At 46.2% G+C, this 13483-nt stretch carries 12 protein-coding genes; 2 read left to right on the forward strand and 10 right to left on the reverse strand.

The features are described 5' to 3' along the window. Positions 1-6: 6 nt before the first annotated feature. The 4 genes from FIU82_RS13685 to FIU82_RS13700 form a co-directional block, all read right to left on the reverse strand. On the reverse strand, positions 7-639 hold the full coding sequence (locus tag FIU82_RS13685) for a 2OG-Fe dioxygenase family protein (RefSeq protein WP_022945502.1): 633 nt from the start codon (positions 637-639) through the stop codon (positions 7-9). Between the two features lie 229 nt (positions 640-868). Further along, the gene (acnB, locus tag FIU82_RS13690; RefSeq protein ID WP_138587342.1) at positions 869-3466 is read right to left on the reverse strand and encodes a bifunctional aconitate hydratase 2/2-methylisocitrate dehydratase; all 2598 of its coding nucleotides are present in this window, start codon (positions 3464-3466) and stop codon (positions 869-871) included. 257 nt (positions 3467-3723) lie between these two features. After that, positions 3724-4785 carry an OmpA family protein gene (locus FIU82_RS13695; RefSeq protein ID WP_152441297.1) on the reverse strand — a complete coding sequence of 354 codons (1062 nt, stop codon included), beginning with the start codon at positions 4783-4785 and terminating at the stop codon, positions 3724-3726. A gap of 371 nt (positions 4786-5156) precedes the next feature. Further along, on the reverse strand, positions 5157-6308 hold the full coding sequence (locus FIU82_RS13700; protein ID WP_138548677.1) for a DUF5610 domain-containing protein: 1152 nt from the start codon (positions 6306-6308) through the stop codon (positions 5157-5159). 195 nt (positions 6309-6503) lie between these two features. Between FIU82_RS13700 and trmA the strand changes: the two genes are divergently transcribed. After that, positions 6504-7601, forward strand: coding sequence for a tRNA (uridine(54)-C5)-methyltransferase TrmA (gene trmA, locus FIU82_RS13705; RefSeq protein ID WP_152441298.1), 1098 nt, complete (start codon positions 6504-6506; stop codon positions 7599-7601). A gap of 65 nt (positions 7602-7666) precedes the next feature. On the opposite strand, the gene FIU82_RS13710 is transcribed toward trmA, so the two are convergent. Genes FIU82_RS13710 through ccoG form a run of 4 tightly spaced genes read right to left on the reverse strand, consistent with a single transcriptional unit; the run spans position 7667 to position 11385 of the window. Continuing rightward, entirely contained in the window at positions 7667-8299 is a 633-nt protein-coding gene (locus tag FIU82_RS13710; RefSeq protein WP_022943751.1) for a thiol:disulfide interchange protein DsbA/DsbL, read from the reverse strand. Between the two features lie 12 nt (positions 8300-8311). Next, on the reverse strand, positions 8312-8932 hold the full coding sequence (locus FIU82_RS13715; RefSeq protein ID WP_152441299.1) for a thiol:disulfide interchange protein DsbA/DsbL: 621 nt from the start codon (positions 8930-8932) through the stop codon (positions 8312-8314). Positions 8933-8972: 40 nt separating this feature from the next. Then, positions 8973-9950 carry a serine/threonine protein kinase gene (locus FIU82_RS13720; protein ID WP_152441300.1) on the reverse strand — a complete coding sequence of 326 codons (978 nt, stop codon included), beginning with the start codon at positions 9948-9950 and terminating at the stop codon, positions 8973-8975. A gap of 1 nt (position 9951) precedes the next feature. Further along, positions 9952-11385: a cytochrome c oxidase accessory protein CcoG gene (gene ccoG / locus FIU82_RS13725; protein ID WP_022943748.1), complete on the reverse strand. Its 1434-nt coding sequence runs from the start codon at positions 11383-11385 to the stop codon at positions 9952-9954. Positions 11386-11572: 187 nt separating this feature from the next. On the opposite strand from ccoG, the gene FIU82_RS13730 reads away from it, so the two are divergent. Beyond that, entirely contained in the window at positions 11573-11914 is a 342-nt protein-coding gene (locus FIU82_RS13730) for a hypothetical protein (protein WP_152441301.1), read from the forward strand. Between the two features lie 197 nt (positions 11915-12111). Here the strand turns inward: FIU82_RS13730 and FIU82_RS13740 are convergent, their stop codons facing one another. Together FIU82_RS13740 and FIU82_RS13745 are read right to left on the reverse strand one after the other, a co-directional pair. Beyond that, entirely contained in the window at positions 12112-12717 is a 606-nt protein-coding gene (locus tag FIU82_RS13740; protein ID WP_022943745.1) for a UPF0149 family protein, read from the reverse strand. Continuing rightward, positions 12717-13481 (reverse strand): type II secretion system protein N, encoded by a 765-nt coding sequence (locus FIU82_RS13745; RefSeq protein ID WP_130147082.1) that lies wholly within the window; start codon positions 13479-13481, stop codon positions 12717-12719. Before FIU82_RS13745 ends, FIU82_RS13740 begins: the two co-directional genes overlap by 1 nt. Positions 13482-13483 lie beyond the last annotated feature (2 nt).

The following is a 13483-nucleotide window of genomic DNA, read 5'->3' on the forward strand; positions in this document are numbered from 1 at the left end:
TGTCCCTTAAGCTGTCAGCACGAAGCAGTCCAAGTAACCTGGCTTGCTATCATCAATTTTATTCATCGGCGTGGCGTTGTGCCAAACTTGGCGATCGTCAATCAGCGCAAACATGCCGTCTTTGATCTCCATTTTAAAACACGGTTTCGCTTCTTTATGCTCATACACCAGCAGCTCTCCGCCTTCTAGGTTTTCGTGCGATACGCCACATACACAGACATGGTCAAAGCCGTCTTGATGCACGCCTTCAGGTGCCGGCGGCGTGTCACTTTCAATCGCCAACATGCGGAACTGATGAATTTCAATATCACGATCATCACTGATGCCGGTCATAGTGCGAAACTCTTCCACAATGCGCTTCATGCCTGCACTGGCCAACAGCGACTGTTCTAGATTCTCGTAGGTACGCTCAATATTGCCTTGGAAGTTATTGATGGAGTCATCCTGAACAAAGGCTTTCGTCGGCTGTAGCGTAAGCTCGCCTTGCTGCATTTTAACTACTGAGTAGCGACGCTTACGAAATGCACCATCGGCATACGGGTTGTCGGGAAGATTATCAAACGAAGGCTTTACTGCGTCGATATGAGCTTGGTCGATAAAACGAAGCTGGAGAAGGTTCTGATTATTTAACGTTGTCATAAAGATCCTGCCTTTTATGCAAATTTGCGGGGATCTTAAGCTATTTTCGGTGGTGGTTTGATTTTATTTACCCAGTTAGTTTATGTGTTTTTGCATCAAAAATGCAAACATAAAAATATAACAGGTAAATAATCTAACATTTTTATACAGTGAAAAAATAAACACCTAGTCAACTTCGTTTTGAGCATAAAAAAGCCCACTTGCGTGGGCTTTTTTATTTAACGCTGCATTACACCGCTTGCTGGATGATGACCTCATCCGCTTTTTTGGTGTACTGAGGCATTTTATGGAAGTTCAAGTAGCGATACGTATCAGCCGCTGTCGCATTGATCTTCTCGGCATACTCTTGGTATTCCTGAGGCGTAGGAAGTTTACCCAAAATCGCTGCAACCGCTGCAAGCTCAGCAGAAGCCAAGAATACATTAGCACCAGTACCTAAACGGTTCGGGAAGTTACGCGTTGAGGTAGACACCACAGTCGCTTTATCAGCAACACGTGCTTGGTTACCCATACACAATGAACACCCTGGTGTTTCAATACGAGCGCCGACACGACCAAAGATACCGTAGTAACCTTCGTCTGTTAGCTGGTCACGGTCCATTTTCGTTGGTGGCGCAACCCAAAGTTGAGTTGGCAAACGACCGCCGTAGTTATCAAGAAGCTTACCAGCGGCACGGAAGTGACCGATGTTAGTCATACACGAACCGATGAATACTTCGTCGATTTTCTCACCGGTTACATCAGAGAGTAAACGCGCATCATCTGGGTCGTTTGGCGCACACAGGATTGGCTCTTTGATCTCTGCAAGATCAATTTCAATCACGTGCTTGTACTCTGCGTCTTTGTCCGCTTCCATTAGCTCTGGGTTGGCAAGCCATTCTTCCATCGCTTTAATACGACGCTCGATAGTACGTACATCACCGTAACCTTCAGAGATCATCCACTTCAACATGACAATGTTTGACTCTAGGTATTCAGCGATTGATTCACGGCTAAGCTTCACAGTACAACCGGCGGCACTACGTTCTGCTGATGCATCAGAGAGCTCGAATGCTTGCTCAACAGTAAGGTGCTCAACACCTTCAATTTCAAGAATGCGGCCAGAGAATTCGTTGATCTTACCTTTCTTCTCAACGGTAAGCAGACCCTCTTTGATGCCGTAATAAGGAATAGCATGGACAAGGTCACGTAGCGTGATACCTGGCTGCATTTCACCTTTAAAGCGCACCAATACAGACTCAGGCATATCCAGTGGCATAACCCCAGTCGCCGCTGCAAACGCAACCGCACCAGAACCCGCTGGGAATGAAATACCTAGAGGGAAACGGGTGTGTGAGTCACCACCCGTACCGACTGTATCTGGAAGTAGCATACGGTTAAGCCAAGAGTGAATAACACCATCGCCTGGGCGCAGTGATACACCGCCACGGTTCATGATGAAATCAGGCAGCGTGTGGTGCGTTTTCACATCGATTGGTTTCGGGTAGGCTGAAGTGTGGCAGAAAGACTGCATGGTTAAATCAGCAGAGAAACCAAGGCAAGCTAAGTCTTTAAGCTCATCACGCGTCATTGGACCGGTGGTGTCTTGTGAACCCACGGTAGTCATCTTCGGCTCGCAGTATTGCCCTGGGCGAACACCTGGCATGTTACAAGCGCGACCAACCATCTTCTGCGCTAGGGTAAAGCCCTTACCTGAGTCGGTGATGATCTTCGGCTTACGGAAAATATCTTCCGGTTCCATACCCAATGAGGCACGCGCTTTATCAGTAAGGCCACGACCAACAATCAGTGGGATACGACCGCCAGCACGCACTTCGTCAAGAATCACGTCAGATTTAAGTTCAAAAGTGCTGATCACGTCATCGGTGCCGTGACGCTTCACCACACCTTCATATGGGTAGATATCAATTTGATCGCCCATATTCATGTCATCAACATTTAACTCGATTGGTAGCGCGCCCGAATCTTCCATAGTGTTGAAGAAAATAGGGGCAATTTTACCGCCAAGACAAACACCACCAACACGCTTATTCGGTACGTGAGGAATGTCTTCACCCATAAACCAAAGTACTGAGTTAGTCGCTGATTTACGTGAAGAACCAGTACCTACAACATCACCTACATAGGCAAGTGGTAAGCCTTTTGTTTTTAGCTCTTCTAGCTGTGAAATAGGACCTACTTCACCGTTTTTATCAGGGTTAATGCCATCACGCTCATTTTTCAGCATTGCCAAAGCATGCAATGGAATATCAGGACGTGACCACGCATCAGGAGCTGGAGAAAGGTCATCGGTGTTAGTCTCACCGGTTACCTTGAACACGGTAACAGAGATTTTCTCTGGTACTGCTGGCTTTTTCTCAAACCACTCAGCATTTGCCCATGATTCGATAACTTGCTGCGCGTACTTATTACCTGCTTTGGCTTTTTCCTCCACGTCATAAAACGCGTCGAACATAAGTAAAGTGTGTGACAAGCCCTTTACGGCAATCGGTGCTAAAGCGTCGTCATCAAGAAGGTCTACCATTGGCGCAATATTGTAACCGCCAAGCATAGTACCTAGTAGCTCTGCTGCTTTTTCTTTATCAATAAGTGGCGTTTGCGTTTCGCCTTTAGCAACTGCAGCAAGGAAACCTGCTTTTACGTAAGCCGCGTCATCCACACCAGGTGGTACACGGTTTACAAGTAAGTCTAAAATGAATTCTTCTTCACCGGCTGGTGGGTTCTTAATAAGTTCGATTAAGTCAGCTGTTTGCTGAGCATCTAGTGGTGCAGGCACAATACCTTGGGCTGCACGCTCTTCAACATGTTTACGATATTCTTGAAGCACAATTTTGCCCTCTTGGTGACGTGAAAACAGCGCGTATCGCCAAAGCGCTTACGTGCTATTTATAAAATTTTGACACGAATACAATTATAAAGGCTTTAAAGATAGAAGAAAATTGCTGCCATTGCCCAGTAAGGAAATAGTCACTATAAATTTGATGAATATCAATTAAGAAAAGATATAAAGTGGTGAATGTTGAGTAATAATTATTTGCAACAAAAAAGCCCAGCATCGCGCTGGGCTTTTTCATCAGATGATACTTAGTTGCGATTTACTTTTACGCGTTCAGTTACAGAGATATGTGCTTCAACGCGACGGTTTTGCGCATGCGCTTGTGCAGTATTTGCATCGTTTAACAAGCGCTCTTCACCGAAGCCCGCCGTATTGATGCGCGACTCGGCAATGCCGTCGTCGATAAGTTGATTCGCTACGTGATCGGCACGCTTTTTAGAGAGCGTTTTGTTGTAAGCGGCATCACCCACTGCAGAGGCGTGACCTTCCAATAGCACAGTGGTTTTTGGGTACTCTTTCATAAAGTCAGCCACTTCTTGAATATCATCGAAGTAACGCTGGTTCACGTCTGAGTTATCATGCGGGAAGCGCACTAACAAGCTCACTTTATCGCCTTTTTCCATGTAACGAGTACAGCCGTTCTCATCCACCGCATCGGTCATAGGTGTATTTGCGCAATTATCTCGCGCATCAATAACACCATCTTTATCGCTGTCTTTCGGCTCTTCTTTCACTACTGGAGCAACAACAGGCTCTGGCGCCGGCTCTACTTTTTTCGGCTGCGGCTTATCACCAAAGTGATAGCTAAGACCAAGTTTAAGGCCGAAATCTGAGTGATTTTGGTTCAAGCCTTCGTAGTAATTTGCTTCACCATAGGCAGCCCAGTTATAAGTTAGGTGATGGCGAAAACCCACACCTAGATTTGCCGCATTGAAGTCGTTATAAACATCAAACTTCTTAGCACCCAACACACCATAAACGGTATCGTTAAAGTGGTATAGTACGTCCGCACCATAACGCTCGCCGGTTTTATGATTGTCGGTATTTTCAATATCAAGCTCGAGTGCAGCGAACTCTAGGCGTGCAGTCCAATATTCGTTAAAGCGATAACCCACTTCAACACCTGAGCCAAAAGATTCGCCAATTTCAGTGCCTACAGGCGCACCATCGATGCGGTCCCAATCGGCCCAGAAATAATCCCCAAAAACACCAATATGGAGGCCTTCTTGCGGGTTTGTTTGTTCGTCAGCCATAACGCCTTGAGTTGCGAAAGCCAGTACAATAGCTGCAGAGAGTGATTTGATTTTCATTGTATCCATCCCATGTTAACGATTATCGAGCACGCGCTTAGCATTTGTGCGTCACACACCAGATTGAAAAAGCGGCTAATACTGCTTCATAAATCTGAGCTCGTTCGATTGTTATTGACTTTATTAGCTGGCATTTCTTGCTCTTATCGTAGCCACATTAATCAATGTGGTTTACGTCGTGGTCCAAGCCAACAGTTCATTTCCACACCCAAAGTGTAGACCGCAGTGAAGCAAAAACAAAAGCTTAGCCCCACTTTGTACTTCAAATTTAAACACAGGTTTGCTGAATAGCTGCTGAGCATCATATTAAAGTACTATGAACTGAATGTAACCAAGGCATTAAAAAAGCACCGAATGGTGCTTTTTGTCTATTACTCGCTGTCATCGCTGGGAGTCGATGGTGAGTCTTTTAACAGCTGCTCCAGCTGCGAGAACATCGCTTTGCTGTAATCAATAAACTCCTGCACTTTCTCTTGCTCTTTATCTTGATTGAGCCAAAGCATCAACCCCGATAGCTCATTTTGCAGCCCTAAGTCACCGGCCTGCTTGTATGCCTCTTTCAGCGACTCATTGAAAGGTTGCAGCTCTTTGGCAACTTCTTTACCTGGTGCCGTGCGCTCATACTCTCTTATTGCAGCACGAGTTTTAGTTTGTGTCAGATCCATAGAGAAGGCGACTAGCTCTGGGTTATCTAGCTGCAGCTCACTGGCTTTATTGAACGCCTCATCATATTGGCCGCTAAAGAAGTCTTCACTTACGCCTTGCAGTTGTGCCATGAAATCATTTACAGCTTGCTGCTCATCTTCATTTAATTCGCCATTAACCGATAACGTGAAGTTTAATTCCTGCTTCTCAAACTGTTCAGATGCATAGCCAGCCCCTTGCTTTTCGCCGGGGGCAAATAAACTGGCTGCCGCACCAGCTTGGTAGTTTTGCGCTAAACTAACGACCACTTCATCGCCTTCAGCGGTAGTAAAACGATACTCGGCATTATTTTGTAGCTGCATATACTGGGCTTGGCTTACCGCTACGCCATTACCAATACTTTGCTCGCCAAAAAGCGATTGCTCAAACTCATTGAGCCCTTCCTCAATACCTTTTTGTGACTGCTCAATGCCGGTTTTAATTTCGTCGTTGAGTAGCCCAGCATCTTCAAGCTCACCGTAGGCATCATCAATACCGGTTTGCACGCCTTCGCGCGCTTGCGCCAGCATTTCTTGTAACTTGTCGTCATTGGCGCCATCGGCTTTCGCTTTTTTCACCGCACCAGTGACAAACTGCAGCACATTTTTCACTACCTCTTCGAAGTCAAATAACGGCTTGCTTTGCTGTTTTGGTTGTTCGAGACCTAACGCTTGCGCCAATTTGTCATTCAATACCTTGGCACCCACTTGGCCATAACCCGATGAGTAACTATCAAACCTCGGAGAGTTAATCGCGGGCTGTGCCGGCGCATCACCTTTATTTTTTAAACCAGAACGGTTGCTTTGGTTAAAGATATGATTTAAATCGCTAATTTTCATGAGCTAAGGCCCTCCTCTGCAGTGGTTGCCAAGCCTTGGCAGCACACATTCATGAGTCAATTAATATACTACTACCGCTGTTATCGGCAGCACGCACAGAAACTGTAGAAATTTTGTGCACTTTATAATGGCCGATACTGGACAAACCGTGGCAACTGCCTACAATAGCGGCGCACTTAATAACGAGAGGTTTGCATGCCAGTAATTGATATCGATACCAGCACCTATGACGCGCAGCTAACAGAAAAACAACAACGAATCACGACACAGTTTTCGCGCTTTGGTGTGCAACAGCTTGAAGTGTTTGCTTCGCCGCCGAAGCATTACCGTCAACGTGCTGAGTTTAGAGTATGGCATGATCAGGACGAGCTCTACCACATTATGTTTGACCCTGTGAGCAAAGAGAGGATCCGCGTTGATCACTTTGACCCTGGTGCGTCGTTAATCAATGACCTTATGAGCGCGCTTATCAACGAGCTCAAAGATGATGAGTTGATGCGCCGTAAACTGTTTCAAATCGATTACCTCACAACGCTAAGCGGTGAGGCGTTGGTGAGCCTGCTTTACCACAAGCCACTCAACGAGCAATGGCTAGCTGGTGCCAAGGAATTACAAGCAAGATTACAACAACGCTTTAATGTTGAACTCATTGGCCGTGCTCGCAAACAAAAAGAAGTGTTAGGAAATGACTATGTTATCGAGCGCTTGCAGGTAAATGGCCAGCAGTACGTTTATCAGCAAGTAGAAAACAGCTTTACCCAACCCAATGCCAAGGTGAACGAGCTAATGCTGGGCTGGGCTCAAGATGTGTGCGCCCCTTTGAATAATGATTTGCTCGAGCTTTATTGCGGTAATGGTAACTTCTCAGTCGCCTTAGCAGGGTCTTTCAATCGTGTATTGGCCACAGAAATTTCGAAGTCATCGGTTAAATCGGCACAATACAATATCGCTGCTAATAAGGTGACTAACCTCGATATTATTCGTATGAGTAGCGAGGAGTTTACCCAAGCTATGCGTCAAGAACGTAGCTTTAGCCGCTTAAAAGACATCGACTTACAAGAGTATAACTGCCAGACCATCTTGGTTGATCCGCCGCGTGCTGGTATGGATGAGTTAACCTGTAAGTTGGTGAGTGAGTATGACAATATTGTCTACATCTCCTGTAACCCAGACACATTAGAGCGCGACTTAGATAGGCTAGCAAGTACTCATAAGGTAACGCGATTCGCGATTTTTGATCAGTTCCCTTACACCCATCATATTGAATCCGGTGTGTTTCTCACCCGCAAGTAGCTGACATTATTTGCAGAATAAAAAAACCGCATCATTAAATGCGGTTTTTTTGTGTCTTTCTTAACTTATTTTTTCGCAAGAAAGTTAATCAGTGCGGCAATATCTTCGGGGTCGGTAACACCTGACTCACGACCTAGTAGTAGGCGATATTTACCATTAACAATAAAGGTAGGAACACCGCGTAGGGCCCCTTTTTCTTTAAAGTATTCTTGATCGCGCTGCATCTTCGAGGCTTTGGTGCGAATAGCAAAGCCTTTGAATAGCTTGTCAAACTTGTCGCCATCTACGCCGTTGGCAACAAAAATATCTTTCACATCAGCGACTTCATTAAACTTAGCGCGCTTAGTGTGGATATGACTGAACATGGCTGCAATCAACTTGTCTTTTTGCGGCAGCACTTCAGCAGTCGCGAGTGCTTGTGACAGCATATCTTGATTCTCGGTGCTGCGGCCGCCCATGAAGTTAACGTGGCTTTTCTTAAAATCAACATCTTTGCTGAGCTTAGGTTTTACATCCATAAGCAAGCCTTCATAGGCGTTACATGCGGGGCAATAGAAAGAGAAAAACTCTTTCACTTCCGGCTTACGGCTAGCTCTATCCGAAACCACTTCATAGTGCGTGCCTTCTTCAAACTGTGCCGCAATCGCACTGATGGGCAGCGCCAATGCCATCATGGCTAAAGCAATGAACTTCTTCATCGAGTACTCCGATTATTTTTCTAATAAATAGTTTACGAGCTCGTTTAGCTCTTGTTGCGATGCCACTTTATGCACATGCACTTTGTACTTATCGTTAACGATGAGTGTTGGCACACCGGTCAAAGCACCTAGCTTTGAGTAAGTTGTTTGGTCATCCACGGCTTGTTTCTCGCCATTTACAACAGGCTCGCTCGCAGCAAGCATAGCGAAACGTTGGGCATCAATGCCTTGCTCTGCGAGCAATGCTTCCACAGACTCTTGCGTTTGTAATGGCTCGCGTTGACGGTGAATGCTATCGAAAATCGCCTGCGCTACTTCGGCATCTTTACCTTCTTCTTTGGCAACGAGGTAAGCCCGAGTTAGGCGGTTTTGCGCATCTTTATCAATACGTAAGAAGTTTACATGGCTCTTAACTAAAGGCACGCCTTCAGGCAGTGACTCTTCAAGCGCCCCAACAATGGGCTCAAGCTTGAAGCAATGAGGGCAGTAGAAAGAGAAAAATTCGGTTACTTTATCAGCTTCAGACGCTTCAGCTTCAAGTACTTGATAGTGCTCGCCCGCTTTAAAGTCAGCTGCCCAAGCGGCAACTGGTAGGCAAAGTAGTAGTAGTGAATATTTTAAAGTTTTTATCATAGTCATCTCAATGTATACATTAAACATCAAAAGCAGGTGCTTAAGGTAAAAGTTTTAATGGTGGCTCATCTAACGCCGCCAACTGCTCTTTTAAAGCCAGAGTTTGCTGTTCCCAGTATTTGTCTTCAGCAAACCAAGAAAAGTTCCGTTCAAACGCCGGATCTGACCAACGTTTTGCTATCCAGCCCATATAATGCACCATGCGCATGGCTCGCAATGGCTCAATCAATCGCAACTGAGAATGGTCGAAGTCGGCAAACTCTTCATATGCCAGAACCAAGGTATCAAGCTGCAGTAACTGATTTTGCCTGTCACCACTGAGCATCATCCATAAATCTTGAATCGCAGGGCCTTGTCGGCTGTCATCAAGGTCAACGAATGTCAGGGTGTTGTCCGCAGACCATAGAATGTTGCCAGCGTGACAGTCACCATGCAAGCGAATACTCTGCGAACAATCATAAAGTTGTACCGTTTTATCGATAACCAGTTGCAGTACCGTATAAAATGGCAGCGACATGGCTGTGCTCACCAAGTTACTTTGCTGCAAATGAACCTTAGCTTGATGCAAATACTCGTCGCACCCAAGCGTTGGTCGCTGCTCAAAAGCAGACGCTTTAGCTGTTTGATGCATCCGCCCGATTAAACGCCCGAGTTGCTCCAACTGATCCAGATTGTCCATTTCAAACTGCCGCCCCCCCACACTTGGGAACAGAGTAAAACGATAACCTTGATGCTTAAACAGGGTTTTGCCGTTGATTGTCAAAGGTGCCACCACTGGCACCTCAGCATCCATTAATTCTTGGGTGAAGCGGTGCTCTTCCAAAATTTGTGCATCGCTCCAACGCTCTGGGCGATAGAACTTTACAACATAGCGGCGCTTATCCTCTGCCAAAAATTGATACACCCGATTCTCATAGCTGTTGAGTGCTAATAACCCCGACTCGGCATACACCTCAACCGAATCAAGGGCATCTAAAATGGTGTCAGGTGTCAAAGATGCAAAACTAAACTCGCTCACATTAACGCCCTTTAAAGAAGTTGCTGGATTGCTTAAGCTGAGTGTCAGGGCTATCCACTGGATAAAGCACAAACTCAAATTCGGTCATTGGCTTACGTAAGTCATAAGGGTCAATGATCACCGACAACGGTGCATTGTGGGAGCGCCCCGGCTGCACGGTGAACTCCTGCTCACCAATCACTTGATAATGCTCCAACCCCTGCACTTCGACTCTAAAGCGTTGTTCCTGCTGGGCTTTATTAAGAATTTTCAAGGTATAGGTATTCTCTACCAAGCCTTCCATATTGACCCGATACAGCTGATTACGATCGCGGATAATGTCTAAGTCCATCGGCACGCGCATCATAATATTGGCCGCCAGCGCACCAATAAGAATAAATAGAATGACTGAATAGCCTATCAGCTTGCCACGAACGGGTTTGGTTTTCTCTGCCGACGCTTCAAGATTGCGCTCGGTGGTGTAGGAAATGAGTCCGCGTGGATAGTTCATTTTATCCATCACGCCATCACAGGCATCAATACAGGCGCCACAGTTTATACACTCATACTGTAGGCCGTTACGAATATCGATACCGGTCGGGCACACTTGCACACACAAGTTACAGTCGATGCAATCGCCCAAACCCAGTTCCTTTGGATCTTGTTTGCGCCCACGTGGACCACGTTTCTCACCGCGCTTAGCATCGTAACTGACTGTGAAGGTATCTTTATCAAACATGGCTGATTGGAAACGTGAGTAAGGACAAATATGCAAACACATGATTTCGCGCATCCACCCAGCATTACCGTAGGTGCATAGCGTAAAGACAGCAATACTTAATACCGCATAACCACCGGCTGAAAAGGTAAAAAAGTCGGGCAACAACTCACGAATAGGAGTGAAGTAGCCAACGAAGGTAATTGCGGTATAGAGAGAGAAAAGCAGCCAGCTACCATGCTTGGCTGTTTTACGCCAAAACTTATCAAAGTCCATGGGGCGCTGATCCAACTTTTTACGCTGGTTTGCAGTGCCCTCTATCTTCTCTTCGAACCAAATAAAAATAAACGTCCACACGGTTTGCGGGCAGGTATAACCACACCATACTCGGCCATAAAAGGTGGTCACCAAAAACAGCGCAAAGGCAGCAATCATAAAAATAAACGCGAGAATGGTGAGGTCTTGCGGTAAAAACGTCAGCCCAAAAATGGTGAAGTGCTGGTTCATTAAATCGAATAACACCGCTTGCTGGCCATTGTAATTAATCCAAGGAAGTAACATAAAGGCCAACATTCCTACTAGACCAATACGTTGACGTAACAATTGATGGAGGCCTGTTACAGCGCGAACGTAAATGCGGTTACGGGGATTAAATCGATCGCTTTGCGCCGCACTGGGCTTTTCGATCTTCACGTCAGTAGGGATATTTTTTACCTTGATCCGCTGCTCTTTATCCATTGTCTTTCCTCAACGCCACGTTTTTAGGAAGGGGACAGTTAGTTTAACTGCTTAGAGTGCAAGTATATCAATTTAGCGACAAAAATGATGCCTTTGCAGGCATATATGATGGCTTTTGCTTGCTTTTAAAACACAGAGTTTACTAAACTAGGGCTGCGCTCGCAGTTACCTAGATCAAGGTTTAGTTATGAAGAAGTTATTGGTTATTATTTTTTTGGTGTTGGCTTTTTTCACCATAGACCACCCGATAGTAAAAGGCCCCCGCGACAAGCTGTTTAATCAGACCATGTCCGATTTGAGCGCGGCCAGTAAAGTGAACAAAGAAGTCAAAGCCAAACGAGCCCTAGAGCAAATTCGCCAACAGGTACGCTTGACAGACAAACAGGATCAACATCTAGCGTCTGCTTTGCGTACCGTTAAGAGCATGTACGCATGGGAGCATAAATACTGTTTAAACCGCGAGCTTAATGAATATCTGTTTGGTGATGCTTTGCGCCAAAGCTGCTCGGTCATCGCCAGCACCCACTAAGTTATGGATTTCTCGTCACTGACCAAAAAGCAAACCCAGTCGTTTGTGCAGCAAAAAAAATTGCTACAGCGACTGTCTAAGGGTCAAGAGGTGCGCTGCGAGCACTGCCACGGAAAAGTCACCCTAGCTCTGGGTGAGCCGGGCTATGCGAGCGCACGGTGCGAAAAGGGCTGTACCGACGTGTTATTGCAGCTATCCTAGCCGTCCCATTCTTGCTCATCATCAAACAAGCCACTTTGCACCGCGACAAGCTCAATCAGCTCAGCAAAGCCGAGGCTAAAGTCGGCCATCATATCGAACAAAACTTCGGCAAACTGTTGCTCGCTCTGCCCACTTTGTGCCGCTTGTGCGCAAAATGCTTGTTGTTCACTGAACAAACTCAGTACGGTCACCGCTTGTAGCAACATCTCGCGACTGTCATCATCCACCGCCTGCGCCGTTAGCAACGGCTCAATATAATAGCTAACACCAATCGCAAACCCTTGGCTCCACAGAAGTATAGGTGCATCATTGGCAAAGTTATGCTGCCAAGGCTGACGCAATTGCACAACCTTACGCAGGTTGAACCCCTCACTATAAACTTGATCGCTCACCTGTTGCTGCGCATTCATTAACGCAAATAATACGCTCTCATCGCTCTTCGCTGCTTGCTCGCCCAACACATCGACCAACCATTGCTCTGGCTCGATAGGCTGAGGGGCGCACACAAGGGCAAACAAGTAGCCTTGCAGCTGCACAAAGTCCATTGCATGGTCATGTTCATCCAAGTATTTTTGCAGTTGTTGCTGCACACTGTCGGTCATTAGAAGTTGATCCTATAACGCCCATCACTGGTTTGGTTGCCAAGGAACTGTACAGCATCATGCACATCCTTAGGTAGACTCGCATCCGGCTTTACAAAACCACTTGCTGTAAGTTGACTACGCTCGTTAAGGCCCGCATCAACTTGCAGCCCAAGGCGATTCTCTTTATCAACTTTCACGCTAATACCGCCGTTTTTACAGGCTAACTGTCCTTCTAATTCACCAATACTGAACCAGCCATTACGCCCTTTCACGGTGATATCTGGTGAGCTAATTTCGCCAGCGAGAACTTGGCAGTGCGGCTGACCCAATTGATATTGGGCAATATCGACAAAAATCCGCCCCCGCGCTTGGGTGGGAATAGGCAGTTGTACTTGTGCCAATGCCTGCTCTATACGAATACGGGCATTAGCGTCAGTAACCGTTAAGTCCTTCTCAAACAGCCCATAATTAATCACCCCACCCGCAGAGAGCTCTTCAGGGTTACGTTTATTCCCTAAGGTGACATCCACTTGCGCTTTACCTGTTAGTAAAGCCCAGGCATTCACTTGCCACTGCGCTTTGCTCAGGTATTGACCTTGATAGCGCACACCATTTATTTGTCCTTGCCAGATGGTACCGCTTGCTGGGCCTAGCTGTAACCCTGGCGGCAATTGCTTAGCCGCCAAATTAAGCGCGATAGAGGCGGGAAATAAAGCCACAGCAAAGATGATAAAAGATAGTAAAAATAAGCTTCCCAGAGCGAATGCTTTCTTCACAGACATAG

This window comes from Pseudoalteromonas sp. THAF3, assembly GCF_009363775.1.
Lineage (GTDB): Bacteria > Pseudomonadota > Gammaproteobacteria > Enterobacterales > Alteromonadaceae > Pseudoalteromonas > Pseudoalteromonas ruthenica.